At 65.5% G+C, this 22,367-nt stretch carries 29 protein-coding genes and 1 tRNA gene; 11 read left to right on the forward strand and 19 right to left on the reverse strand.

Translation table 11 applies throughout. The features are described from left to right. Positions 1 to 110: 110 nt before the first annotated feature. From BLR57_RS19940 to BLR57_RS18395, 4 genes are all read right to left on the reverse strand, one after another. Entirely contained in the window at positions 111 to 239 is a 129-nt protein-coding gene (locus BLR57_RS19940; RefSeq protein ID WP_280140468.1) for a hypothetical protein, read from the reverse strand. Positions 240 to 401: 162 nt separating this feature from the next. Continuing rightward, positions 402 to 1,232, reverse strand: a complete 831-nt coding sequence (locus tag BLR57_RS18385) for a hypothetical protein (protein ID WP_089700109.1) — start codon at positions 1,230 to 1,232, stop codon at positions 402 to 404. A 111-nt stretch (positions 1,233 to 1,343) separates the two neighbouring features. Beyond that, the gene (locus BLR57_RS18390; protein ID WP_089700111.1) at positions 1,344 to 1,937 is read right to left on the reverse strand and encodes a DJ-1/PfpI family protein; all 594 of its coding nucleotides are present in this window, start codon (positions 1,935 to 1,937) and stop codon (positions 1,344 to 1,346) included. Between the two features lie 110 nt (positions 1,938 to 2,047). Further along, the gene (locus tag BLR57_RS18395) at positions 2,048 to 2,836 is read right to left on the reverse strand and encodes an HAD-IIA family hydrolase (RefSeq protein WP_089700113.1); all 789 of its coding nucleotides are present in this window, start codon (positions 2,834 to 2,836) and stop codon (positions 2,048 to 2,050) included. A 128-nt stretch (positions 2,837 to 2,964) separates the two neighbouring features. Here BLR57_RS18395 and BLR57_RS18400 point away from each other — a divergent pair, with 128 nt between their 5' ends. The 4 genes from BLR57_RS18400 to BLR57_RS18415 are packed head-to-tail and all read left to right on the forward strand — an operon-like array spanning position 2,965 to position 6,256. Beyond that, the gene (locus BLR57_RS18400; protein WP_089700115.1) at positions 2,965 to 3,747 is read left to right on the forward strand and encodes a GTP cyclohydrolase IIa; all 783 of its coding nucleotides are present in this window, start codon (positions 2,965 to 2,967) and stop codon (positions 3,745 to 3,747) included. 1 nt (position 3,748) lies between these two features. Beyond that, positions 3,749 to 4,783, forward strand: a complete 1,035-nt coding sequence (locus BLR57_RS18405) for a zinc-dependent alcohol dehydrogenase (protein WP_089700117.1) — start codon at positions 3,749 to 3,751, stop codon at positions 4,781 to 4,783. Between the two features lie 9 nt (positions 4,784 to 4,792). Further along, a complete protein-coding gene (locus tag BLR57_RS18410) occupies positions 4,793 to 5,170 on the forward strand; it encodes a 6-pyruvoyl trahydropterin synthase family protein (protein ID WP_089700119.1) in 378 nt (125 codons plus the stop codon). Continuing rightward, a complete protein-coding gene (locus tag BLR57_RS18415) occupies positions 5,171 to 6,256 on the forward strand; it encodes a glycosyltransferase family 4 protein (protein WP_089700121.1) in 1,086 nt (361 codons plus the stop codon). Positions 6,257 to 6,517: 261 nt separating this feature from the next. On the opposite strand, the gene BLR57_RS18420 is transcribed toward BLR57_RS18415, so the two are convergent. After that, positions 6,518 to 6,805, reverse strand: coding sequence for a PadR family transcriptional regulator (locus BLR57_RS18420; protein WP_089700228.1), 288 nt, complete (start codon positions 6,803 to 6,805; stop codon positions 6,518 to 6,520). A gap of 209 nt (positions 6,806 to 7,014) precedes the next feature. Between BLR57_RS18420 and fer the strand changes: the two genes are divergently transcribed. Together fer and BLR57_RS18435 are read left to right on the forward strand one after the other, a co-directional pair. Beyond that, on the forward strand, positions 7,015 to 7,698 hold the full coding sequence (fer, locus tag BLR57_RS18425; RefSeq protein WP_089700123.1) for a ferredoxin Fer: 684 nt from the start codon (positions 7,015 to 7,017) through the stop codon (positions 7,696 to 7,698). Between the two features lie 389 nt (positions 7,699 to 8,087). Then, complete coding sequence (locus BLR57_RS18435; RefSeq protein ID WP_089700125.1) at positions 8,088 to 9,179, forward strand: matrixin family metalloprotease; 1,092 nt, start codon at positions 8,088 to 8,090, stop codon at positions 9,177 to 9,179. 1 nt (position 9,180) lies between these two features. On the opposite strand, the gene BLR57_RS19945 is transcribed toward BLR57_RS18435, so the two are convergent. The 5 genes from BLR57_RS19945 to BLR57_RS19575 all read right to left on the reverse strand — a co-directional run bounded on the left by BLR57_RS19945 (position 9,181) and on the right by BLR57_RS19575 (position 11,157). Next, positions 9,181 to 9,315 carry a spore germination YkwD domain-containing protein gene (locus BLR57_RS19945; protein ID WP_280140469.1) on the reverse strand — a complete coding sequence of 45 codons (135 nt, stop codon included), beginning with the start codon at positions 9,313 to 9,315 and terminating at the stop codon, positions 9,181 to 9,183. A gap of 176 nt (positions 9,316 to 9,491) precedes the next feature. Further along, positions 9,492 to 9,666 (reverse strand) — tRNA-Trp (locus tag BLR57_RS19570). A 42-nt stretch (positions 9,667 to 9,708) separates the two neighbouring features. Continuing rightward, positions 9,709 to 9,930: a DUF5795 family protein gene (locus BLR57_RS18440; RefSeq protein WP_089700127.1), complete on the reverse strand. Its 222-nt coding sequence runs from the start codon at positions 9,928 to 9,930 to the stop codon at positions 9,709 to 9,711. A 78-nt stretch (positions 9,931 to 10,008) separates the two neighbouring features. Beyond that, positions 10,009 to 10,977 carry a DUF5794 domain-containing protein gene (locus tag BLR57_RS18445; RefSeq protein WP_089700130.1) on the reverse strand — a complete coding sequence of 323 codons (969 nt, stop codon included), beginning with the start codon at positions 10,975 to 10,977 and terminating at the stop codon, positions 10,009 to 10,011. Positions 10,978 to 10,983: 6 nt separating this feature from the next. Continuing rightward, on the reverse strand, positions 10,984 to 11,157 hold the full coding sequence (locus tag BLR57_RS19575) for a DUF8099 family protein (RefSeq protein ID WP_170830709.1): 174 nt from the start codon (positions 11,155 to 11,157) through the stop codon (positions 10,984 to 10,986). A 309-nt stretch (positions 11,158 to 11,466) separates the two neighbouring features. Here BLR57_RS19575 and guaB point away from each other — a divergent pair, with 309 nt between their 5' ends. Continuing rightward, positions 11,467 to 12,963 carry an IMP dehydrogenase gene (guaB, locus tag BLR57_RS18450; RefSeq protein WP_089700132.1) on the forward strand — a complete coding sequence of 499 codons (1,497 nt, stop codon included), beginning with the start codon at positions 11,467 to 11,469 and terminating at the stop codon, positions 12,961 to 12,963. Positions 12,964 to 13,060: 97 nt separating this feature from the next. Here the strand turns inward: guaB and BLR57_RS19950 are convergent, their stop codons facing one another. Together BLR57_RS19950 and BLR57_RS18455 are read right to left on the reverse strand one after the other, a co-directional pair. After that, positions 13,061 to 13,186, reverse strand: a complete 126-nt coding sequence (locus BLR57_RS19950; RefSeq protein ID WP_280140470.1) for a hypothetical protein — start codon at positions 13,184 to 13,186, stop codon at positions 13,061 to 13,063. Positions 13,187 to 13,189: 3 nt separating this feature from the next. Continuing rightward, positions 13,190 to 13,408: a hypothetical protein gene (locus BLR57_RS18455; RefSeq protein WP_089700134.1), complete on the reverse strand. Its 219-nt coding sequence runs from the start codon at positions 13,406 to 13,408 to the stop codon at positions 13,190 to 13,192. Between the two features lie 84 nt (positions 13,409 to 13,492). On the opposite strand from BLR57_RS18455, the gene BLR57_RS18460 reads away from it, so the two are divergent. Further along, positions 13,493 to 14,590, forward strand: a complete 1,098-nt coding sequence (locus BLR57_RS18460; RefSeq protein WP_089700136.1) for a TrmB family transcriptional regulator — start codon at positions 13,493 to 13,495, stop codon at positions 14,588 to 14,590. Between the two features lie 107 nt (positions 14,591 to 14,697). Then, on the forward strand, positions 14,698 to 15,294 hold the full coding sequence (locus BLR57_RS18465; RefSeq protein WP_089700138.1) for a HalX domain-containing protein: 597 nt from the start codon (positions 14,698 to 14,700) through the stop codon (positions 15,292 to 15,294). A 7-nt stretch (positions 15,295 to 15,301) separates the two neighbouring features. Here the strand turns inward: BLR57_RS18465 and BLR57_RS18470 are convergent, their stop codons facing one another. From BLR57_RS18470 to BLR57_RS18480, 3 genes are all read right to left on the reverse strand, one after another. Continuing rightward, positions 15,302 to 15,721 (reverse strand): DUF7970 domain-containing protein, encoded by a 420-nt coding sequence (locus tag BLR57_RS18470; protein WP_089700139.1) that lies wholly within the window; start codon positions 15,719 to 15,721, stop codon positions 15,302 to 15,304. Beyond that, positions 15,718 to 16,563, reverse strand: a complete 846-nt coding sequence (locus BLR57_RS18475; RefSeq protein ID WP_089700141.1) for a ParA family protein — start codon at positions 16,561 to 16,563, stop codon at positions 15,718 to 15,720. The genes BLR57_RS18470 and BLR57_RS18475 overlap by 4 nt, the downstream gene beginning before the upstream one ends. Before the next feature lie 214 nt (positions 16,564 to 16,777). Beyond that, a complete protein-coding gene (locus BLR57_RS18480; protein ID WP_089700143.1) occupies positions 16,778 to 17,749 on the reverse strand; it encodes an ornithine cyclodeaminase family protein in 972 nt (323 codons plus the stop codon). Between the two features lie 76 nt (positions 17,750 to 17,825). Here BLR57_RS18480 and BLR57_RS18485 point away from each other — a divergent pair, with 76 nt between their 5' ends. Next, positions 17,826 to 18,983: an NAD(P)/FAD-dependent oxidoreductase gene (locus tag BLR57_RS18485; RefSeq protein ID WP_089700145.1), complete on the forward strand. Its 1,158-nt coding sequence runs from the start codon at positions 17,826 to 17,828 to the stop codon at positions 18,981 to 18,983. A 164-nt stretch (positions 18,984 to 19,147) separates the two neighbouring features. On the opposite strand, the gene BLR57_RS18490 is transcribed toward BLR57_RS18485, so the two are convergent. Both BLR57_RS18490 and BLR57_RS18495 read right to left on the reverse strand, forming a co-directional pair. Continuing rightward, on the reverse strand, positions 19,148 to 20,284 hold the full coding sequence (locus tag BLR57_RS18490; RefSeq protein ID WP_089700147.1) for a pyridoxal phosphate-dependent aminotransferase: 1,137 nt from the start codon (positions 20,282 to 20,284) through the stop codon (positions 19,148 to 19,150). Next, on the reverse strand, positions 20,281 to 20,769 hold the full coding sequence (locus tag BLR57_RS18495; protein WP_089700150.1) for an Lrp/AsnC family transcriptional regulator: 489 nt from the start codon (positions 20,767 to 20,769) through the stop codon (positions 20,281 to 20,283). The genes BLR57_RS18490 and BLR57_RS18495 overlap by 4 nt, the downstream gene beginning before the upstream one ends. A gap of 159 nt (positions 20,770 to 20,928) precedes the next feature. On the opposite strand from BLR57_RS18495, the gene BLR57_RS18500 reads away from it, so the two are divergent. Next, on the forward strand, positions 20,929 to 21,486 hold the full coding sequence (locus BLR57_RS18500; protein WP_089700152.1) for a thioredoxin family protein: 558 nt from the start codon (positions 20,929 to 20,931) through the stop codon (positions 21,484 to 21,486). Between the two features lie 10 nt (positions 21,487 to 21,496). Here BLR57_RS18500 and BLR57_RS18505 read toward each other — a convergent pair whose 3' ends face one another. Beyond that, the gene (locus BLR57_RS18505) at positions 21,497 to 21,928 is read right to left on the reverse strand and encodes an RNA-binding protein (RefSeq protein WP_089700154.1); all 432 of its coding nucleotides are present in this window, start codon (positions 21,926 to 21,928) and stop codon (positions 21,497 to 21,499) included. A 94-nt stretch (positions 21,929 to 22,022) separates the two neighbouring features. Further along, the gene (locus tag BLR57_RS18510; RefSeq protein ID WP_089700156.1) at positions 22,023 to 22,223 is read right to left on the reverse strand and encodes a DUF1918 domain-containing protein; all 201 of its coding nucleotides are present in this window, start codon (positions 22,221 to 22,223) and stop codon (positions 22,023 to 22,025) included. Between the last annotated feature and the right edge of the window lie 144 nt (positions 22,224 to 22,367).

A 22,367-nucleotide genomic window follows, 5' to 3' on the forward strand; every position in this document is an offset into this window, starting at 1 on the left:
GCAGAACAGTCTCGCCGCCGACAGCGACGCCTCAAGACCATAACCGCGTCCCGACCGTCGCACCGCTCGGCGGTCGGTCCTAGAAAAAAGCAGTCCGCGTTTCTCCGTGACTACCGCCGGTAGCTTCGGTATGTCATGGCCTGTCCGTCGACGATGACGACCTCTCGCTCCTCCGGGTCGTGCGTTGGTTTGGCGGCCAGTTCATCACGGAAGCGGTACGGCGTGTCACGGTCTTCCATACCACACCTCGGGAAGGCGATATAATAAACACTCCGTCAGACAGCTAACAATCTGTTGACAGTCTCGGGTGTGGCCGACAGACGGAGCTTCTGACCGGATTGGCGGCCGTGCGGGAGGGCGAGGGCCTCGGGTCGACAGCGTCGGTCCGCGGTGTGCGGCGTCTATCGTCGTGGACCGTCGTAGCGGCCCATGCCCGCGTGGAGTTGGCCGTCGAGGACGGTCCACCCCTGTCGGTCCGCGGTGAAGGTCGTCGCCGTCGTGCTCGATTCGAAAGCGTTGAAACTGTTCGAGAGGCCGAACCCCCACTCGTTCCAGCCCTCGAACCGGACCTCACCGAGCGTGACCGTCGCCGGCGTCTCGCTCTCGTACGTCACCGACGCCACGCTGGAGAACGACATACAGACGTCCGTCGCCGTCCACGGGTCGCGGCAGTCGACCGACGTCACGTTGTCGACCGGTGCGAGGAACGACCCGTTGCCGATGGGATACCGAGTCTCGATGTCGTGGTCGACGGTCACCTGCCAGCCGACCGAGTAGCTCGTCGGTTCCGGGACGAGCCGCCGGTTCGTCATGTTCTCCGGCACCTCGTCAGCGTCGATGATCCGTCGGTCGATGACCGACCCGTTGGAGGCGTAGGTCCAGAGAGTGTAGCGGTCTTCGCCAACCAACCGGTCGGTGTGCAAGCGCAGCATCGGGCCGTGCGGCGTCTCGACGACTGCCGTATCCCAGTCGGTGATCCGGTTCCCCGCGTCGTCGTAGAGCCACAGCTCCGAGAGGGGGTCCGCTCCGACGTCGTCGCCGACGGGGAACGGGAGCAGTACCGTCGCGTTCTCGACGGTGCTGTTCGTGCTGACTGTCGTCGTATACGAGTAGGTGGTGTAGTGGCTGTACATGAACCCCGGCGGGGCGACCACGAGCATGAACAGGGTGAGCGGCGTGAGGACGACGACTGCGGCGACCGCGACGACGAGAAGCCGCTTCGAGGAGACCATACCGTCTAGACGCTCTTCTCGGAGAAATACTCCGCATATCACGGGATACCACGCCGCCTGCTGGCGTCCGTCGGAGCGTGACCGACGGCCGCCCGGACGATATTTCGTCGCTCAGTCGTCGGCCGCGGCGACCTCGCCGTGGTGGATGTCGGTCCCGAGCAGGTCGAGGAAGCCCGCGATCCACTCGGGGTGGTCGGGCCACGCCTGGCCCGTGACGAGGTTTCTGTCCGTCACGACGCCGTCGACCCACGAACAGCCCGCGGCGGTGACCTCGGCCTGGACCGCGGGATACGCCGTCAGCTCGTAGCCGTCGAGGACGCCCGCGGCGGCGAGAATCTGCGGCCCGTGACAGATGGACGCGACGGGCTTCTCCGCGTCGAAGAAGTGTCGGACCATGTCGAGCACCTCGTCGTAGGTGCGGAGATACTCCGGGGCGCGGCCGCCGGGGACGACGAGCGCGTCGTAGTCGGCGGGGTCGACCTCGGCGAACGTCGCGTTCAACTCGAAGTCGTGACCGCGCGTTTCGAGGTAGGTCTGGTCGCCGCGGAAGTCGTGGACGGCGGTCTTTACTTTGTCTCCGGCCGCGCGCTCGGGACAGACGGCGTGGACCTCGTGGCCGACGGCCTGGAGTGCTTGGAAGGGAACCATAATCTCGTAGTCCTCGCCGAAGTCGCCGACGAGCATGAGGATCTTCTTGCCTGGCATAGCGACTAGATATCTCATTCAGAAACGATAATGGTTTCTCAGGTCGCGGCCGTTCGGTCGCTGGTGAACCAATCAATCGTCGCCGACCGCGTCCGTCGCGAGCGACCCGCTCAGTCGTCGCCGTCCAGCACGCGGTCGATGGCGGCGATGGAGTCCAACACGTAGTCCGGCTCGATAGCCGAGTTCGCCAGCGCGGCCTCGTCGGTGACGCCGGTCCGGACGAGCACCGTCGTCATCCCCGCGCTGGCACCGAGCGCGATGTCGGTGTCGAGACGGTCGCCGACGACGAGGCAGTCCGCGGGGTCGACGCCGAGGAAATCCAAGGCTAGCTCGCGGGCGTACTCGTCGGGCTTGCCGAGCACGCGGTCGGGGTCGCGGCCGACGACGCCCGCGACGGCGCGGATGATGGCCCCCGACCCCGGAATCAGTCCCTGGTCGGTCGGGATGGTCACGTCGGGGTCGGTGCCGAGAAACGTCACCCCGCCGTCGAGCGCGCGGTGTGCCCGCGTCAGCTGGTCGTAGTGGAAGTCCCGGTCGATGGAGACGACGACCGCCTCGGCGGCGTCGGGGTCGTCGACGACAGACAGGTCGGCGTCGTCGAGCTGGGTGCGGAAGCCGGACTCGCCGACGAGAAAGAGGTCGTCGCGGGCGTGGAACTCGCGGAGATACTCGACCGTGACGGTGCCGGAGGTCATCACCTCGTCGGCGTCGACCGCCAGCCCCGCCCGCTCGAAGCGGTCGACGTAGGCCGCCGGTGGCTTCGTCGGGTTGTTCGAGAGGAACAGTCGTCGAAGCCCCGCGTCGGCGAGGCTGTCGAGCGCGTCGGCCGCGCCCGGCAGCTGTGTGTCGCCGCGGACGACCGTGCCGTCGACGTCGAGGATGACACCGCGATAACTCATTGGCGGCGGTAGGGCGGGGGACGGATTGAAGCTCCCGGTCGTGTCGGGGCCGTCGGCCACCGGTCGAGCGGCGTCTGGGACTTCGGCGAACCAAAGAACGAATAGTACGCCCTCCTGAGGAGGGGGTAGTGACGAACACGCAGCTCACACACATCCAGATCGACAACTACGGGCCGTGGACCGTAACGCCGGAACCGCGCCGCGAGATGGACCTCCAGACGCTCCAGTCGCGACTCTTCGCTGACCTCGCACAGTTCGTCGGCAACCGCGGCGGCTACGTCTTCTTCACCCGCTTCGACAACATGGTCGCGGTGACGAACGGGCTGGACCGCACTGACCACGAACTCCTGCAGGAGTCCGTCGGCAACCGCTATCCGGTCACCCTGAGCCTCGGCGTCGGCGTCGACGAGATACCCGTCGAGGCACTCGAAACCGCGACGGCGGGGGTGCAGGCAGCCGGAAGCGCGCAGGACGCCGAGCGGACCGAAGTCCTCGCCGGAGAGTTCCATACGGGGCAGGCCGCCGACGACCTCCACATCGCGCACTTCGACGTCGATGACGCCACGGGCAAGTACACCGACCGGCTCAACGAGTTCGACACGTTCATTCAGATCGAACAGGGCTACGCCGCGCTGATGCGGTATATGCGCGAGGAGCACGGCGCGCTCTCCTTCTTCGTCGGCGGCGACAACATCATCGCCGTCTGTCCGGAGCTGTCGCCCGCCACGTACCAGGCCGCCATCGACGCCGTCGAGGCCGAGGTCGGCGTCGAACTGAAAGTCGGTGTCGGCACCGCACCCTCGCCACACGAGGCCGGGTTCGCGGCGAAACACGCCCTGGAGGACTGTCGGCACCGCGGCACCGCCGTCGAGTTCGCCGCGACCGACTCGCCGACGCTCTCGACTGACTGAGATGCCAGCACGCTCGCTCTACTTCACGGCACCCGAGGAAGTGGCCCTTCGCGAGCGGCCGGTTCCGACGCCCGGTGCCGACGAAGTCCGCGTCCAGACGACCGTCTCGGCGGTCAGCCCCGGTACGGAGCGGCTGCTCTACGAGGGCAACGCACCGTCGAACCTCCCCATCGACTCGTCGCTTCCGGCACTGTCGGGGACGTTCGAGTATCCCTTCACCTACGGCTACGCCGCCGTCGGCACCGTGACCGCCGTCGGCGACGACGTCGACGAGGCGTGGCTCGACCGCACCGTCTTCGCGTTCAACCCCCACGAGACGCACTTCCTCGCGGAGCCGGCCGACCTGCACGTCGTCCCCGACGGCTGTTCGCCCGAGACCGCCGCGCTCCTGCCGAACGTGGAGACGGCACTCAACTTCGTCATGGACGGCCGCCCGGTCGTCGGCGAACGCGTGGCCGTCTTCGGCCAGGGCGTCGTCGGCCTACTCACGACGGCCATCCTCTCGTCGTTCCCACTGGAGCAGCTGACGACGGTCGACACCGTCGCCGCCCGTCGCGACCTCTCCCGGCAGTTCGGCGCGGACGAGAGCCTCACGCCCGCCGAGACCCGCGAACGGTTCGCGCTCGACCCGGCGACCAACGGCCACGCCGACGTCCCCCAGGGGACCGACCTGACCTACGAACTCTCGGGGAACCCCGAGGCACTCGACGACGCCATCGACGTGACGGGCTACGACGGCCGCGTCGTCGTCGGCTCGTGGTACGGCCGCAAGCGGGCCGACCTCGGTCTCGGCGGCCGCTTCCACCGCAGCCGCATCGACCTCCAGAGCAGTCAGGTGAGCACCATCGCCCCCGAGTTCCGCGGCCGGTGGACGACCGAGCGACGGTTCGAGACGGCCTGGGACTGGCTCTCTCGGCTCGACACCGACCGGCTCGTCACCGACCGGCTGCCGCTCTCGCGCGCGGCCGACGCCTACGACAGCCTCGGCTCCGACCGCGAGGGGACCGTGCAAATCCTCTTTACCTACGGGGAGTGAGTTCGGGTCATGTACTCGGTCACGGTCCGACGTTCCTTCGTCGCCCAACATTTCCTCACCGTCCCCGACCCCGGCCCGGAGGGCGAACTCCACTCGCATCACTTCACCGCCGAGGTCGGCTTCCACGGTCCCGAGTTGAACGAGTACGGCTATCTCGTCGACATCGACGACGTGAAAGACGCGATGGCGACCGTCATCGGCCGCTACCGCGACACGACGCTCAACGACCAGGACTCCTTCGCGGGGAAGAACCCCAGCGTCGAGCACTTCTCGCGGATTCTCTGTGAGGAGATCGTCGCCCACGCCGAACCCGAGGTACCGACGAAGGCCTCCGTGAAGCTCTGGGAGGACGACGAGGCGTGGGCGCGCTACGAGACGTCGCTGTAGATGCACGTCGGTCTCGTCGTCTACGGCGACCTCGACCGTCGCTCGGGCGGCTATCTCTACGACGCGGAACTCGTCGACCATCTGCGCGAGGCGGGCGACGAGGTGACGGTCTTCTCGCTCCCCGAGCGGCGCTACGCGCGCTCGCTCGCCGACAACGCTGACCGGGAGTTCCGTCAGGAACTGCGACGGGCTGACCTCGACGTGCTCCTGCAGGACGAACTCTGCCACCCATCGTTGGCGTGGACGAACCGTCGGCTGCGTCGCAGCGGCTTCGAGACACCCATCGTCGCCATCGTCCACCATCTCCGGTCGGTCGAGCCGCGGACGGCGTGGCGCAACGACCTCTACCGCGCCGTCGAGCGTCGGTATCTGTCGACCGTCGACGGCTTCGTCTACAACAGCGAGACGACCCGCGAGACCGTCGCGAGACTGGCCGACCCCGACCCCGGCGTCGTCGCCTACCCCGCGGGCGACCGCTTCGACCGGTTCGGCCGAACGCCCACCCCGGACCAGGTCCGCGAGCGAGCGAGCGAGGGACCGCTGCGGCTCGTCGCGCTCGGCTCCGTCACCCCGCGGAAGGGGCTGGACACGCTCGTCGAAGGGCTGGCACGGACGGACGGCGGCTGGGAGCTGACCGTCGTCGGCGACGACACGGTCGACCCGGACTACGCGTTGCGGCTCCGCACGCTCGTCGCATCGCTCGGTCTCGTCGAGGACGTGACGTTCACCGGTCGGCTCCCCGACGACGAACTCGTGACCGTCCTCGAACGGAGCCATCTCCTCGCGATGCCCTCACAGTACGAGGGGTTCGGCATCGCCTACGTCGAGGGGATGGCCTTCGGACTCCCCGCGTTGGCCTCGACGGCCGGTGGCGCGGCCGAACTCGTCACCGACCGCGTCAACGGTCTGCTGGTCGACCCGGGCGACGCGAGCAGCGTCGTCGACGCGGTCGCCCCGCTGTGTCGCAACCGTGAGCGACTCGCCCGGCTGAGCGTCGCTGCACTCGAAACCGCACAGACGCATCCGACGTGGGCCGAGACCGCTGCGCGGATTCGGGGGTTTCTCGCCGCCGTCGTCGCGGAGTGACGGCCGTCGTCTGCGGACTCCTCGGGGAGACGCTCCACCAAACCGGTCCTCACGACCGAACAGCCGACCAATGAGGTTTCTGACTGGAAATCCAGAGAGTGTTCGAGAAAGACGTTGGACTGGACGATAGTGCTCGCACAGACCGGGCTCTCAACGAGGCTCGCGCGGACCGCGCCTGCCGACGCGAACGGCCAAGCGGCCGGGCGGCCGTGCGTGGCACACGCTGGGTGGTCCCTCTCGGCCGACCCGAGTCGAGACCGGCTACCCTGTCGCCTGCCCGGTCTGGATCTGGTTCTCCCAGTCGCGTCGTTCGTCGAGTTTCTGTCGGCCGAGATGAGTCAGCTGGTAGTAGTTGGTGCGGCGGTCCAGCCGCCCCTTCTCGACGTAGCCGTTGTCGACGAGATGGTCGAGGTTGGGATACAGCCGACCGTGCTTGATCTCGCCGCCGAAGTCGCGTTCGAACCGCTCTTTCACTTCTTGGCCAGAGGGTCGTTCGAGACCGCTGATGACGTACAGGAGGTCACGTTGGAACCCAGTGAGGTCGAACAACATCCCCGTATAGTATGTCGTCAAACAACATAGTTATTGTCAAAAATTACATATATCCGGAGAGTCTGGAAGATGGAAGCGACGTGGGCCGTTCTCTCGGGACGACGCCCCCCGAGAGGGTCGTCGTTTCGACACCCTGCCGACACGTTACTGGCGTTCACGTTACCGAAAGCGTGAGGGTTTACCGCTCGGAGTCCTTGCCTCGCCGTGTGGAGTCCCCATTCGAGATTTTAGGGATCGACGCGGACGCGAGCGACGAGGAGATCGTCGCCGCATACCGCCAGCGGGTGAAGGAAGCCCATCCCGATCAGGGCGGGTCCGCCGCCGAGTTCCAGCGCGTCCGAGCGGCCTACGAGGAACTCCAGCAGGGCTACCAGCCCGACGCGCTCGACGTCGCCGACGCTGTCGACCAGACGACGAACGGCGAGTCCGACGGAACTGACGACCCGGCGACGGCCGACGCCCGAGAGCCCAGCGGCCCGCATATCGAATATCTCAACTTCGAGACCTTCAGCGACCACGGCTGGGACCTCGGCGACGACGACCTGTTCGAGAAGGCCGCCGCGGCTGACCTCGCGCCCGAGGACTACGGCGTGTTCTCCTACGACGACGGCCGAAACCTCCTCCAGTCGGCCGAAGACTGCGGCTACTCGTGGCCCTTCGCCTGCCGCGGCGGCGCGTGCGCGAACTGTGCGGTCGCCGTCGTCGAAGGCGAAGTCGAGATGCCCTCGAACCACATCCTCTCCCAAGAGATGGTCGACCGCGGCATCCGACTCTCCTGCATCAGCGAACCCATTTCGGACGAACTGAAGGTCATCTACAACATCAAACATCTGCCCGGTCTCGACGACCTCCGCCTGCCACCCCAGCAGTTCGGTGGCGCGAACGACTGAATTCGGCTGATCGTCGACCTCTCTAATTCGGGTGAGGTATTCGTCGATAGAGGTCGACGAACGGTCAAAGTCGAGACCGAGTCCAGTGTCCCAAAGAAGCGTGTGCAGGACATCGGCGTTCGTCGACGACGAGAGGCAGTTCACGTATCAAGTCTGAACGCCGAGTGTCGCCTGTTCTGTTTCGTTGATTACGAACTTCGCGAGCGTCGTCTGGCCAGCACCGGAAAGCCCGGTGATGAGTGTGTCCTCACCCGATTCGCCGCGTTGATTGGAGCAAGGAGCGAGGACAGATGTCCAATGTTCGAGATCACTGACCACTTCCTCACGTGAACCGAGCAGCCAGATTTGTCAGGAGAAGATTAATATCTGGTTGAATAAAATGTCAGCTCATGTCGAAGGTTTCTGTATTACTCGTCGCTGTCTTGGTTCTCCTCGCGGGATGCACGGGTGCCAGCCCGACCGGTACACCAGACAGTGGAGAAGACGAGACCACGGTAGTCTCCGAAGAAGAGACTGCGACACAATCAGAGACACGCACGGAGACCGAAACTGCCACAGCCACGCCAGAACCGACTGCGACGGCGACACCCGAACCAGAGATTGAGAACCCGTGGGGCCAGAGCATCGTCGTCGTGGGTATCGACCAGACGGTGAATCCGGACAGAAACGTCACACCGCTGGTCAGACAGGCACTGGAGTACTGGGAGAACAACAGCGAGCAATACGGTAGCTACTCGATTGACTACCGACTCGTACCGGACCGACGACAGCCCGACATCGAGATTCAATTCGTCGACGACATCGCAGACTGCGGCCCAGACTACACTGTCGACACGGTCGGATGCGCACCCGTCATCGATCCTGACGCAGAAGCAGATCTCTCTACTCCAGTTCAAGTCGAGGCAGGTTACAACAACAATAGCACTCTTCTCATCCTAAAACACGAGTTGGGACACACTCTCGGGCTGGAACATTCTTCGACGCCATCGTTCATGACCGAGTCTGATTTCCACTACACGTTACCAAAGCCGGATGTAACCGACCGCTACTATCCGTGGAAGACGTCGAACTTCACCGTCTACGTTGATGACTCGAACGTCAGTGAGTTCAATCAAGACGAGTATCGCGAACAGATTGAACACGCAGTAACCTACTACGAAGATGACCCGAAGGGGATGCCGTCGAACCTGTCGTTCACCTTCGTCGACGACCGGGCCAACGCGACACTCGTCGTCACCTACAGAGACGACGTTGACGACCCGAAATCGTCAGTGAGAACGTACGGATACGACCCGGACGGAGATGATGCACTAGAGTACTACACAGACGCGACCATCTACATCGAAGACCTTGAACACGACCGAGTCGCGTATCACGTCGGCTACTGGATCGGCATGATAACGGTTGCCGATGACCGTTCTGACCTCCCTCCACCGTTACAGGAGGATGGAGCGAACCCTGAAGACCATTGGTGGGACTGATTCAAAAGAGTTTCTGCGTCGTGTAGACGGTAGCACCGTTCTCGTTTTCGATGATGTAGATGCCGACGCTGATGTCATCCCACTCAGGCGTAAGGACGTTCTGCCGGTACCCGGTCGGGTTCATCCACTGGTACATCAGTCCGTTAGCGAACTACTGTTCGTTGGTGTAGTAGTGTTCCCGACAGAGGTAGGACAGTCGTCTCCCAGTCTCTTGTAGCGACTTCCCACCGTCTCCCCCGAGTTACGAGATGAGAGCGGGGGCTATCTTGGGGAGATAGCAGCAAGGCTCTCCGAAATAGTGTCGCAAGGAAGTGGGGTCGGAGGGATTTGAACCCCCGATCGACTGATATCTCCGGTTTGCCTCGGTACTCCAGAGGGTCGTCAACGCGAACCGATGATCAGTCGGTCGCTCGGAATATCAGTCTGGAGTTCGTCACCGGGCGTTACCTCTGGAGTCAGTCGCCATGCCGGGCTTGGCCACGACCCCTTGCATGTCCACGTATGGCGAATTGCCTAAAAGGGGTTTCGGTTAACGGTCGGTGTCGGCCCAGTCACAGTCTTGGCATTTGTAGGCTGTCACGAACTCCGTCACGCTCGGCATATAGCCGACGGAGAGGACGTTGCCGCCACAGTCGGGGCAGTCGCGGTCGGCGTCCTCGATGGGTTCGGCCTCCATCGGCCGTTCACCCTCGACGAGTTCGGCGAGTCGTTTCGGCGTCACCATCCGTCCCTGCACGACGCGGTTGCTCATACGGGCGAGAGTAGGTCCACCCACCTAAGAGCACCGTCAGCGGTACGGGGTGGCGAGAGGGGGCGAGTCAGTCCGCGTTCAGAGCCACGGCGCGCGTGCCTCGTCCTGACTCGGGTAGTCGTAGCCGCTGGCGTCGGAGTCGTCCGACGGGTCGTCGGAACCGTCCACGTCCTCCGGGTCCTCGGCAGCGGCCGCATCCACGTCGTCCGCGCCGTCTTCGACGTCGACACCGGCGACGGCAGCTTCGGTCGGGTCGTCGCCACCGTCGGTCAGTGCCGGGTCCAGGTCGGCCGCTTCGGGCACGTCGAGCTCCGAACCGGGGTCGAACGAGAACACGGCCGTCACGCAGAGGACGACGAGCGCGATGGGCGCGTCGGCCGGGATACCGGGCACCTGCAGCACCGACAGTGCCAGCATTCCGAGGGCAACCGAACTCCCGAAGCGGAACAGGTCGATGTCGACCGCACCGCGCAGCCGCGGGCCGAGCAGTGCCACCGAGAGCGCAAAGGCGATACCGACGCCGACGGCGGCGACGGCCGGGACAATGACCGCCGGATCCGTCTGCAGTTGGACCTCGGACGGTACCGACTCGAAACTCGCGACGAGACCGAGTCCGATGATGGCACCGGGACTCGGGAGATACTCGCCGACCTTCGAGGAGGCCGTCTTCGCGGCGATGGCGAGGATGACGATGCCCGCGAAGCGGTGGAAGATATCGAAGTTCAGGAACTCGGCCAGCGTCTGGGCGAGCATGGCTTCGACGGCCGCGACGGGTAGGAGAATCGCACCGAGCATGAGAACGGCCATCGCCTGTTCGCGTGGCGAGCCGTCCATCTCGGCGAGGATGACCGCCACCGTGGCCGAGCCACCGAAGATGAGGAGACCTGCCTCGAGGACGTCGACGGGGTTCTGGAGCGCGCCAGCGATGATGAGGGCAGGGAAGATACCGTCGACGAGTGGGAGACCCATGACGGTCGCGAGCAGCTTGGTCGCGCCGCCGACCTGCTGTTCGAGTCTGAGGGCTACAGGGTGCTGTGAGACACTCATTCGGGGCTAGCGGCCGTCACCATCGGCCAAACGGCGATAGGAACGCAACTCCCCCAAGGTGGCGTCGTCTCCGCCGAGGAACTCCTGTTTAAATGTCCGCCACATCGCTGTAAATTTGACGCCGGATACGGGGGTCGTCTGACCGGCAATACGCGATGCGACAAGACTGTCGGAGTTCATATCCAAACATCGTGGGAGTGAAGTAATAAACGTTGTGTGGGACATGACCGCACGTGCCAACAGAATCCGCGAGACAGTATTTAAATGAGAATTGAGATGGTTAGGAACTCGTGAGATAAGCCGACGATTCGTCACTGTCCGCTGTCGACTACGGTGATTATTGCGGCACAACCGGGGCCGGCGCGCGCCTCGGCACGTTCACGAGCGTTGTATGCACCGACGTGAATATTCTCTCCCCTAGCACTGAGACGACCACGCACGGACGTGCCATCTCGCAACGTTTTTGACGCCCCACGGTTCACGATTTATATGGCGAACGACGTTCCCGAACGAGAACCCTTTTCGGAGAAACTCCGCGTACCCGAGTCGCTGACCTTCGACGACGTGCTGCTCCGCCCGATGGAGAGCCGTGTCGAACCCGACGACGCAGACGTGTCGACGCGCGTCTCGACCAACGTCGAACTCAACATCCCCATCCTCTCGGCCGCGATGGACACCGTCACCGAGAGCGACATGGCCATCGGGATGGCCCGCGAGGGCGGGCTCGGCGTCCTGCACCGTAACATGGACATCGAGGCGATGGTCGAGGAGATCTCGCGCATCAAGCGCGCCGACGAACTCGTCATCTCCCGCGAGGACGTCGTCACGGCGAACGCGAGCCAGACCATCAGCGAGGTCGACCTGATGATGGAGCGCGCTGGCGTCTCCGGCGCGCCTGTCGTCGACGATGACGACACGGTCCTGGGCATCATCTCCGGCACCGACATCCGTCCCTACCTCGAGGTCGGCGAGTCCGACGCCGTCCGTGAGGCCATGACCGACGAGGTCATCACCGCGGGTGCGGACGTGACCGCTCGCGAGGCGCTCGAACTCATGTACGACTACAAGATCGAGCGCGTCCCCATCGTCGACGACGAGGACCGGCTGATCGGTCTCGTCACGATGCAGGGCATCCTCCAGCGTCGCGAACACGAGAACGCCGCCCGCGACGACGAGGACAAGCTCCTCTGTGGCGTCGCCGTCGGCCCGTTCGACGAGGAGCGCGCCGCCGCCGCCGACGAGGCCGGTGCGGACGTCCTCTTCATCGACTGCGCACACGCGCACAACCTGAACGTCATCGACGCCGCCCGCGCCATCGCGGAGACCGTCGAGGCCGACGTCGTCGTCGGCAACATCGGCACCCGCGAAGCAGCGAAGGAGGTCGTCGGCTTCGCCGACGGCGTCAAGGTCGGCATCGGTCCCGGCTCCATCTGTACGACCCGCGTCGTCTCCGGCTCGGGGATGCCGCAGATTTCGGCCGTCGCCGAGGTCGCCGACGTCGCCGGTCCCGAGGGCGTCCCGGTCATCGCCGACGGTGGCATCCGCTACTCCGGTGACGCCATCAAGGCCGTCGCCGCCGGAGCCGACGCCGTCATGCTCGGCTCCTACTTCGCCGGTACGGACGAAGCTCCCGGCCGCGTCATCACGATGAACGGCAAGAAGTACAAGCAGTACAGAGGCATGGGCAGCGTCGGCGCGATGAAGTCCGGCGGCGGCGACCGCTATCTCAAGGACGAACCCGAGGACGAGGAGTACGTCCCCGAGGGTGTCGAGGCCGCGACGCCGTACAAGGGCACGCTCGCCTCCGAACTCCACCAGCTCGTCGGCGGGATGCAGTCCGGTATGGGCTACGTCGGTGCCGAGACCATCCCGGCGTTCAAGGAGAAGTCCGAGTTCGTCCGCGTCTCCGCGGCCGGCCAGACCGAGGGCCACCCGCACGACGTGATGATCACGGACGAGGCGCCGAACTACAGCCCGAACGAGTAAGCGCGTCGCTCGTCGTTCTCAGTTTCTCTCCGCTGTTCTCGTTTCTCGACTCGTCTTCTCTGGTTTCTCTTCAGCTTTCGCACTCTCGAACCCGCCGTCAGAGTCCCTTCCCGCCGGACTCGCACCGCGGGCTACAGTAGCCCGTCGCGACCGCGTTCGAGCCGTCCAGCGCGCGGTACGTCTCGCCACAGTGCTGACAGTCGTAGTCGTCGAAGGCAGTCATGAGTCACCACGATATCGTCGCCGAGTCGCCAAATCCGTTGGGTCCGTCAGAACAGACAGTACCGCCCGCCGCCGACGGTGCAAGACTCGACCGCGCTGGCGTGCGGCCGACGTGGGTCCACGACCCCGAGACGTCGCGGTCGGTCGCGGGAGAGAGACAGCCAGCGGCACTCGCGAGCAGGCCGCTGCCCGCGGTCGCGAGAAACGTGCGTCGGGAGGGCATCGGCTCGGCGTTCGTGACAGCCGGCAATAACCCCACCGTTCGAGGGAACGAATTAATAGTCATGTACAACGTCGATACATACTAATGGACTCTGCGGAGCTACGGGGAGCACTGGAGGACGCCGGTCTCTCGCAGTATCAGGCGGAGGCGTACACCGCGCTTCTGCGACTCGGCTCGGCGAGCGCGACGGAACTCGCCGACGCGTGCGCCGTGCCGACGGCGCGCATCTACGACGTGCTCCGCGACCTCGAGACGAAGGGCTACATCGAGACGTACGACCAAGAGAGCCTGCACGCTCGCGCACACGACCCCGACGACGTGCTTTCGGACCTCAGGGACCGAGCGGACCTCCTCTCCGACGCGGCCGAGGAGATCGAGAAACGCTGGGAGGAGCCGGAGGTCGACCCCCACAAGGTCAGCATCGTCAAGCGCTTCGAGACGGTCTTCGACCGCGCGGCGGCGACCATCCGCAACGCCGAAGACGAGGTCCAACTGGCGGCGACGCCCGACCAGTTCCACGCGCTGCGACCCGCGCTCGCCGCCGCGTACGACAACGGTGCCATCGTCAACGTCTCGGTACACACCGACCCCACCGAGGAGAACCAGGACGTCCCGGTCGACGACCTCGAAGGCGTCGTCACCGAACTCCGTCACCGGAACCTGCCGACGCAGTTCGTCGCGCTCGTCGACCGCACGGAGACCTGCTTCGCCCCGCACGCGGCCTCGCTGAACGAGTACGGCGTCCTCGTCGACGACTACACGCTCACCTACGTCTTCCACTGGTATTTCCAGACCTGCCTCTGGGAGGTCTGGGACGTGATCTACGACGGCAGGCCGACCGACCCGCCGCTGCCCTACTCGGACATCCGGCGGTTCGTCCGCGACATCGAGCCGTTGCTCGACGAGGGCGCGGAGCCGACCGTGACGGTCGAGGGCTTCTCGACGGAGACCGGAGAGCGGACGACGCTCACCGGGCAGGTGACCGACCTGTTCTACCAGGGGAAGGGTGCCGTCGAGGGGATTCCCTCGCTCCCGCAGCTGGCTGGACAGGTCGCCATCCACGTCCGGACGGACGAGCGAACCGTCGTCGTCGGCGGCTGGGGGTCCGTGCTGGAGGAGGTCGAAGCGACGCGTATCACGCTCGAGGCGGTCGACGAACCACAGAAAGTCGTCGAACGGTAGGCCATCTGATGTGTGAATCCCAAGAGACAACAGCTAAGGGGTATTTTCATATACTCGCACATAACATAAGAGGCCGTGAGTGTTGACACGGCACCACTGTCCGACAAATGAGTGACGCATCCCCGCTCGTCCTCGTCGTCGAAGACGAGCCTGACCTCGCAGACCTGTACGCGACCTGGCTGAGTACGGAGTACCGCGTCCGCACGGCCTACGGCGGCCACGAGGCGCTGGACGCGCTCGACGACGACGTCGCGGTCGTGCTTCTCGACCGGCGCATGCCGGACCTCTCGGGCGACGAGGTCCTCAACGCGGTCCGCGAGCGCGGCATCGACTGCCGCGTCGCCATGGTGACTGCCGTCGAGCCCGACTTCGACATCATCTCGATGGGCTTCGACGACTATCTCGTCAAACCGGTGACGAAAGACGCCCTGCGCGAGACCGTCTCGACGCTCTGTACGCGAAACACCTACGACACGGGCGTCCAGGAACTGTTCGCGCTGGCCTCGAAGAAGGCACTCTTGGAGTCCGAGAAAGGCAACGCAGAGCTCGCAGAGAGCGAGGAGTATATCGAACTCAGCGACAGAATCGCCGTGCTCCGCGAGGAACTCGACGAGACCATCGGCAGCGTCGACGACCACGACAGGTTCGTCGGCTTCTATCAGGATATCGAACGAGACGAGAAAGACGAAGACGAGGACGACTAGCGCGTCGCTACCGTCTGCCGTATCCCCACTCCTCCATCACGTCGACGACGTCGTCGACGTTTCTGAGACCCGCTTTCACCACAGCCTCGCGGACGTCCAGCGACATCACGTCGTCGCCGTCGAACCGCGACTCCAACTCGCGCTCCAGCGCGTCGATGTCTTCGGCGGTCACGTCGCGAACGTAGACCGGCAGTGCGTCGCGGTCGGCTTTGACCGTCCGTCGCGCGAAGATGAACGGCAGGTCGCCGAGACCGTCCGACTGCGTCGACGACTCTGCCGACTCCGTCGACTCCGCAGATTCCGTCGCCGCCTCGTGGCCGTTTCGGCTCGCACCGCTCGACTCGCCCGGTTCGCTCGGCGTCCCGTAACTGTCGCCGCTCGACCCGTAGCTGTCGCCAGCTGCCCCGTAGCGGTCGTCTTTCGTCACCGGGCCACCTCCTCGGGGGTCGCCGCCTCAACCGACCCCTCTTCGATGACTCGCGCGACGGTCTCGAACTGCTCCAGCAGGTCCTTCTCGTAGTCGCGCAGGTCGCGCGTCTCCTCGGATTCGGCGAAGGTGAAGAGATCCATCTGGGCCTGCCACGCCTGTTTCAGCACGTCGCGCTTGCGGATGCCGAACGGCGTGACCGGCTTGCCGTCGGTCTCCAACTGCTCGCGCACCTCGCGGTAGATGTTCGAGTCGCCGACCTCGTTGGGGACGACAGCGAGAATCCCAAGCCGGAAGTCCTCGTCGAACGTCTGGAAGCCCCGTTGCATACTGTCGAGGGTGTCCTCCAGCCCGTCGATGGAGACGCTGCCCTTGCGCGTCAGCTCGATGGGGATGACCACGTCGCGCGCGGCGACGAGCGCGTTGTCGACGAGGACGTTCAGCGTCGCGGGCGGGTCGACGAGGAAGTAGTCGTACTCGCCAGCGAGCGGTGTCAGTGCCGAGCGCAGGCGGAACTCCCGGAGGTTGGTCCCACGGGCGGCCATCTCGCTCTCGATGTTCGCCAGCCCCTCGTGGGAGGGGATGAGGTCGAACGCGCCCGCGTCGACGACGAGGTCGCTCGCGTCGCGGTCTTCGGCCAAGAGAACGTCGCCGAGATGGTCGCGGTCGCCGGTCTTCAGCTCGCCGTAGCCGACGTGGTCTGTCAGGCTCCCGAGTTGGGGGTCGAGGTCGACGACGAGGACGTCCGCGCCGCGCCGCCCGAGCGCGGCCGCCGTGTTCGTCGCGAGCGTCGTCTTCCCGACTCCACCGGATTCACTCCACAGCGTGACTGCCCGTTTCATACGCGAGGTCTACCGTAGACCCCTACATAAAGTTCCGTCAGACACTCGCACCGAAGAAACTGTCTGAGTAGCTATACAGACAGCTGTTTGCAAAGCCATACAGAAATATAACCAGATAACCAAATGACTGCGGCGACCTCGACTGATCAGAAAGGGCAGCGTCTCACACGTTTCTGGTGGCGGATAGTTCGTCAGTCGGGCAACGGACAGGCCCTCACAGACTGACGGTCGTCCCCACTCCCTCGGTCTCGGCGCGGTCGAGGAGCTGTTCGGCGGTCGCCGCATCGAGGACCGCAGAGCCGACCGATGCGACGACGAGGATCTCGTCGCTCCGCTCGCGACCCGCCCGACCCTCGAACACGTCCGAGAGGGGAATCAACGACGCGGCGTCGGTCTCGGGGAAGTCGCCCGTCGCGGCCGCCTCCTCGGGCACGTCGGCGAAGAGCCGCGCCGCCCGCTCGACCGTCCGCGTGTCGAGTTCGCGCATCTCGGCGGTGTAGGCACCGACGGCGACGACGACTGCCCCCGGAGCCAGCGCGTCGCCGTCGAAGACGGGTCGGGTGCTCGTCGTCGCCGTGACGACGACGGAGGCATCGGAGACGGCCGCCTCGGCGGTGTCGACGGCGGTCGCGTCCAGCCCCGCCGCGCGCAAGTCGGCGGCACACGCCTCCCGCGCATCCGAGCGCGAGTAGACGCGGACCTCGCCGACGTCGACCGCGGCGGCGACTGCGCGGGCCTGCCACCGCGCCTGCGTGCCGGAGCCGACGACGCCGAGCCTGATCTCACCATCCACGTTCGCCAACTCCCGAGCAGCGAGTCCACCGATACAGCCCGTCCGGGCGTTCGTGACCCGCGTCCCGGCCATGTACGCCGCGGGGAGACCGGTCGCCGCGTCCGACAGCGCGATGGTGGCGTTGACCGTCGGCAGCCCCCGCGACTCGTTGCCCTCGTGGACGCTCGCGAGTTTCGTGGCGACGTACTGCGCGCCGTGGATGTAGGCTGGCATCGTCAGCGCGGTCCCAAGGGGCTCGTCACCGTCGAGACCGGTTCCGACGGGGAAATGTGGCCGGTCGGGCCGTTCGACCTCGCCGCGACCCTGCGCGAGGAACGCCCGCTCGACGACCGGGAGCAGTGAGTCGAGGTCGAGGAGTGACGCGACGTCGTCGTCGGAGAGGACGGTGAGCATACGTTCGGGTTCGTCGCCTGTCGGTTAGCCCTTGCTGTGCGCCAACGCTTATCACGGATACGGGACAACTCCGGGTATGACTGTCGTCGTCGTGGGCGGCGGAATCGTCGGTCTCGCCAGCGGCTACTATCTCGCGAAGCGCGGCGAGGACGTCGTCGTCTGTGAGAAAGGGACCGTCGGCAGCGGGAGCACCGAGCGCTCGGCGGGCGGCATCCGTGCGCAGTTCTCCACGCCGGTCAACGTCGACCTCTCCGTAGAGAGCATGAACGTCTGGGACCGCTTCGAGACCGACTTCGGCGTCGACATCGGCCACCGGAAGGTCGGCTATCTCTTCCTCGCCCGCGAGGAGGCCACTGCCGACGAGTTCCGCGAGGCCGTCGCGATGCAGAACGACCGGGGCGTCCCGAGTGAACTGCTCACGCCTTCCGAGGCGGCCGACCACTGCCCCGCGCTCCACGCCGAGGAGTTCTGCGCGGCCACCTACTCGCCGACCGACGGCTTCGCCGACCCCTATCTCGCACTCCAGGGCTACGCGACCGCCGCGCGCGAGGCCGGTGTCGACGTGCGGACCAAGACGCCGGTGACGGCCATCCACCGCGAGAGCGGAGCAGAGGGACGTGTCACGGGTGTCGACGCCGACGGCGACCACATCGAAGCGACCCACGTCGTCGACGCGGCGGGTGCGTGGGCTCGCGACGTCGCCGAACTCGCCGACATCGACCTCCCTATCGCCCCGCGTCGCCGGCAAGCACTCGTCGTCGACCCGGAGACGCCCGTCCCGGAGGACGGTCCCCTGACTATCGACCTCGACACCGGCTCGTACTTCCGCCCCGAACGTGAGGGCGCGGCCATCGTCGGCGGCCACTTCGACGACACTGACCCGGACGAGGACCCCGACGGCTACTCGACGTCCATCGACCTCGCGTGGGCCGCGACCGCACTCGAACGCGCCGCCGACTGCGCGGGCTACTTCGGCCCGGACTCGCGCATCCGCCGCGGCTGGGCCGGTCTCTACGCCGTCACCCCGGACCACCACCCCATCATCGAAGAGACGGCACCGGGCTTCGTCACCGCCGCAGGCTTCTCCGGCCACGGCTTCCAGCACGCACCGGCGACGGGCCAACTCGTGGCGGAACTCGTCTGCGACGGCCGCGCCTCGCTCGTCGACGTCGACTCGCTGACGAGCGACCGGTTCGCCGACGACTCCGGTCCCGTCGAGCGCAACGTCGCCTGAACCGGCCGGCCGGTCGACGGCTCTATCTCACACACCGAGTGACGACCCTCCCCATCTCTCGGGACGCCCGGCCGAATCCATATCGCAGTAATCCGTTTATCGGCTGCCGCCTCGACGGAGTACTGTCGCTCCTCGAATCGCTGAAAACGGGAAAATAGGGCGTCTCAGCCCGAGACGAACGTCTCGATGCGGTCGAGTGCCTCGCGGAGGTCGGCCATCCCCGTCGCGTAGGAGACGCGGAGGTGACCCTCGCCGCCAGCACCGAAGACGCTCCCGGGGACGACGGCGACGTCCTGCTCTTGGAGCAGGGCCTCGGCGAACGCCTCGTCGTCGCCGCCGCAATGCGGGAACGCGTAGAACGCGCCCTTCGCCTCGAAACAGTCCAGCCCCATCTCGTTGAACCGCGAGAGGACGAACCGTCGGCGGCGGTTGTACTGTTTGCACATCTCCTGCACCTCGTCCTCGCAGCTCCGAAGCGCTTCGAGTGCCGCGAACTGCGCGGTCGTCGGGGCCGAGAGCATCGAATACTGGTGGATGCGGTTCATCGCGCCGATGGCCTCGCTCGGGCCGAGCGCGTAACCGAGTCGGAGTCCCGTCATCGCGTAGGCCTTCGAGAAGCCGTTGAAGACGACGGTTCGCTCGCGCATCCCCGGCAGCGTCGCGATGGACGTGTGCTCGCCGCTGTAGGTCAGTGCCGCGTAGATCTCGTCGGCGAGGACCGTCAGGTCGTGCTCGCGGGCGAACTCGGCGACTTCGGCGAGGTCACTTCGACTCATCGTCGCCCCGGTCGGGTTGTTCGGGTAACAGAGCACGAGCACCTCCGCGTCGGCCGCGCCAGCCGCTTCGAGGTCGTCGTAGGTGAGTTTGAAGTCGTTCTCGGCCTGCGTCTGCACCGAGAGCGGTTCGCCACCGGCGAAGATGACGCCGGGGACGTAGGAGATGTACGACGGCTCGTGGATGGCGACCTGGTCGCCTGGGTCGACGAACGCCCGCATGGCGACGTCGACGGCCTCACTCGCGCCGGTCGTGACCAGGATCTCCTCGTCCGGGTCGTACTGCTGGTCGTAGCGCGTCACGTGGTCGGCGATGGCCTCGCGGAGGTCACGCCGGCCACGGTTGGCGGTGTACGAGGTCTTGCCCCGTTCCAGCGAGTCGATGGCGGCCGTCCGGGCGGCCCACGGCGCGCTGAAGTCGGGTTCGCCGACACCGAGCGAGATGACGTCGTCCTTCTCCTCAGCGAGTTCGAAGAAGCGACGGATGCCCGACGGCGGCACCTTCTGGACTCGGTCGGAGAGTTTCATGGCGAGACAGAGAGCCGCTCGTCGTCGTCCTTGTCGGTGAATTCGATGCCGCGCTCCTTGTAGGTCTCCATGACAAAGTGCGTCACCGTCTGGGTCACCTCCGGAATCGGCGCGATCTGCTCGGAGATGAACTTCGAGACGTCCTGCATCGACTCGCCGACCACGTCGACGGCGAAGTCGAAGTCACCGGAGACGAGCCGGAGCGAGGAGACCTGCGGGAACCGCGTGATGCGGCGAGCGATCTCTTCGTATCCCGTTTCGCGGTCGAGTTCGACGTTGAGTTCGACTTCCGCCTGCACGTGCGGCTGGTCGACCTCGTCCCAGTCGACGACCGCCTGATAGCCGCGGACGACGCCGTCGGCTTCCAGTTCCGCGACGAGTGACTCTACCTCCGCCGCGTCGAGCCCGGCCTGCCGTGCGAGGTCTTCGGTGCTTTCGCGGGCGTTCGACAACAGGAGGTCGAGGAGTTCTCGTTTCGCGTCCATACACATCCGGTATCGGTCACGGGCAAAAGTGTTTGCCACCGCCGCAATGAACCTCCGAGTGCTATACGGAACCCATCCGACGGCGGGGCTGCGATGGCTGCGACACGTTCGGACGGTCCCGAACGCATTTGCCCGTCACGCCCCAACCCTCGGGCGACAATGGTGATGATGGAATCCGACTCGGAACTGACGCGCGGTGATACGGCTCCCGACTTCGAGTTGCCAGGAACCGACGGCGAGACCTACACGCTCGACTCCTTCGGCGACAGCGAGGCACTGCTCGTCGTCTTCACGTGTAACCACTGCCCCTACGCGCAGGCGAAGTTCGACCTCCTGAACGACGTTGCCGCCGACTACGACCAAGTGTCGGTCGTCGGCATCAACCCCAACGACGCCGAGGAGTATCCCGACGACTCCTTCGAGAAGATGCAGGAGTTCGTCGAGGCGGGGAAAATCCAGTACGACGCCTACCTGCGTGACGAGTCACAGGACGTCGCTCGTGAGTACGGCGCGGTCTGCACGCCCGACCCGTTCCTCTTCGTGAAGGAGGGCGAAGAGTTCGTCCTCGCCTACCACGGCCGCGTCGACGACGCGATGAACCCCGACGACGAACCCTCGGAGTTCTACGTTCGCGAAGCCATCGACGCCCTGTTGGCGGGCGACGAGGTCCCGTTCGACGATATGCCCTCTCGCGGCTGTTCGATCAAGTGGACGTAGTGAGGGAGGTTCAGGCCCCGACGTCTTCGAGCGCGCGCCGGGCGTTCGCGATCGCCTTCTCGCGTTTCGCGGGATAGGCTTCGACCTTCGCACGGAGCGTGAGACCGTTGCCCCGCTTGGCTTCGTCCTTGAAGGCGGCCTGTTTGTCGAGCGTGAGGAAGAAGGCGCAGTTGTCGTCGACACGGTCGTCCAACTCCTCCATCACGGCCTCGATGTCGTCGAGTTCGCTGAGTTTGGCGAGGACGGTGCGCACCTCGTCGGCGCGCTCGACGCGCGCCGAGAGGACGACGATACGGTCGCCGTGGTGGCCCTCGTTCTCGACTCGCTGGAGTTCGAAATCCTCGGGGAGGAACGCCCGGAGTGCCTCCGCGACGCGCTTCTCGTCCTCGGTCGCGTAGCAGAACGCGCGGAGGTCGATGTAGTGAAACGGAACGTTCGACATACGTGGCGGTACGAGAGCGGGAGGAAAAAGGGCTGCTTCTTACGTCTCGTGCGGCAGAGAGGAACGAAGACTGCTCGGCGGTCTCGAGTCGTGTTTACTCTTCGTCGTCTTCGTCGTCGTCAGCAGCTTCGAGCTGGTCGGCGGAGATGCCGACTTCCTGGCCCTCGTCGAAGCTGACGGTGTAGGTCGCCTCGCCGAACATCGACTCCATCACCTGCGTGATGGTGCCCGTCTCGCCGTCGAACTCGCTGTGCTTGTCGGTCAGGACGACCTTGTCGTCTTTTTCGAAGCTCATGGCACAGGCTTCCGCCGCGTCGGATAAAAGACCGATGATTCGACGCTGGCGACGCGTCGAAGGCTTATTTTTCGCCGGGGCGCAACACCCACTATGACTCTCCAACTCGCTCTGTCTCGCCTCCGACCGGTCGCCGTCGACGCG

Source organism: Halogranum gelatinilyticum, assembly GCF_900103715.1.
In the GTDB taxonomy this organism is placed as follows: Archaea; Halobacteriota; Halobacteria; order Halobacteriales; family Haloferacaceae; genus Halogranum; species Halogranum gelatinilyticum.

Excerpts from the sequence above, each read along its gene's own strand:
- BLR57_RS18485 (WP_089700145.1), top strand. The coding sequence starts at position 17,826 with ATGACTGTCGTCGTCGTGGGCGGCGGAATCGTCGGTCTCGCCAGCGGC.
- BLR57_RS18505 (WP_089700154.1), bottom strand. The coding sequence starts at position 21,928 with ATGTCGAACGTTCCGTTTCACTACATCGACCTCCGCGCGTTCTGCTAC.
- BLR57_RS18455 (WP_089700134.1), bottom strand. The coding sequence starts at position 13,408 with ATGCCCTCCCGACGCACGTTTCTCGCGACCGCGGGCAGCGGCCTGCTC.
- BLR57_RS18440 (WP_089700127.1), bottom strand. The coding sequence starts at position 9,930 with ATGAGCAACCGCGTCGTGCAGGGACGGATGGTGACGCCGAAACGACTC.
- BLR57_RS18510 (WP_089700156.1), bottom strand. The coding sequence starts at position 22,223 with ATGAGCTTCGAAAAAGACGACAAGGTCGTCCTGACCGACAAGCACAGC.
- BLR57_RS18495 (WP_089700150.1), bottom strand. The coding sequence starts at position 20,769 with ATGGACGCGAAACGAGAACTCCTCGACCTCCTGTTGTCGAACGCCCGC.
- BLR57_RS18465 (WP_089700138.1), top strand. The coding sequence starts at position 14,698 with ATGAGTGACGCATCCCCGCTCGTCCTCGTCGTCGAAGACGAGCCTGAC.
- BLR57_RS18460 (WP_089700136.1), top strand. The coding sequence starts at position 13,493 with ATGGACTCTGCGGAGCTACGGGGAGCACTGGAGGACGCCGGTCTCTCG.
- BLR57_RS18445 (WP_089700130.1), bottom strand. The coding sequence starts at position 10,977 with ATGAGTGTCTCACAGCACCCTGTAGCCCTCAGACTCGAACAGCAGGTC.
- BLR57_RS19950 (WP_280140470.1), bottom strand. The coding sequence starts at position 13,186 with ATGACTGCCTTCGACGACTACGACTGTCAGCACTGTGGCGAGACGTAC.
- BLR57_RS19575 (WP_170830709.1), bottom strand. The coding sequence starts at position 11,157 with ATGAACTCCGACAGTCTTGTCGCATCGCGTATTGCCGGTCAGACGACC.
- BLR57_RS18390 (WP_089700111.1), bottom strand. The coding sequence starts at position 1,937 with ATGCCAGGCAAGAAGATCCTCATGCTCGTCGGCGACTTCGGCGAGGAC.
- BLR57_RS18475 (WP_089700141.1), bottom strand. The coding sequence starts at position 16,563 with ATGAAACGGGCAGTCACGCTGTGGAGTGAATCCGGTGGAGTCGGGAAG.
- BLR57_RS18415 (WP_089700121.1), top strand. The coding sequence starts at position 5,171 with ATGCACGTCGGTCTCGTCGTCTACGGCGACCTCGACCGTCGCTCGGGC.
- guaB (WP_089700132.1), top strand. The coding sequence starts at position 11,467 with ATGGCGAACGACGTTCCCGAACGAGAACCCTTTTCGGAGAAACTCCGC.
- BLR57_RS18405 (WP_089700117.1), top strand. The coding sequence starts at position 3,749 with ATGCCAGCACGCTCGCTCTACTTCACGGCACCCGAGGAAGTGGCCCTT.
- BLR57_RS18480 (WP_089700143.1), bottom strand. The coding sequence starts at position 17,749 with ATGCTCACCGTCCTCTCCGACGACGACGTCGCGTCACTCCTCGACCTC.
- BLR57_RS19940 (WP_280140468.1), bottom strand. The coding sequence starts at position 239 with ATGGAAGACCGTGACACGCCGTACCGCTTCCGTGATGAACTGGCCGCC.
- BLR57_RS18490 (WP_089700147.1), bottom strand. The coding sequence starts at position 20,284 with ATGAAACTCTCCGACCGAGTCCAGAAGGTGCCGCCGTCGGGCATCCGT.
- BLR57_RS18435 (WP_089700125.1), top strand. The coding sequence starts at position 8,088 with ATGTCGAAGGTTTCTGTATTACTCGTCGCTGTCTTGGTTCTCCTCGCG.
- BLR57_RS18500 (WP_089700152.1), top strand. The coding sequence starts at position 20,929 with ATGGTGATGATGGAATCCGACTCGGAACTGACGCGCGGTGATACGGCT.
- BLR57_RS18410 (WP_089700119.1), top strand. The coding sequence starts at position 4,793 with ATGTACTCGGTCACGGTCCGACGTTCCTTCGTCGCCCAACATTTCCTC.
- BLR57_RS18395 (WP_089700113.1), bottom strand. The coding sequence starts at position 2,836 with ATGAGTTATCGCGGTGTCATCCTCGACGTCGACGGCACGGTCGTCCGC.
- BLR57_RS19945 (WP_280140469.1), bottom strand. The coding sequence starts at position 9,315 with ATGTACCAGTGGATGAACCCGACCGGGTACCGGCAGAACGTCCTTACG.
- BLR57_RS18385 (WP_089700109.1), bottom strand. The coding sequence starts at position 1,232 with ATGGTCTCCTCGAAGCGGCTTCTCGTCGTCGCGGTCGCCGCAGTCGTC.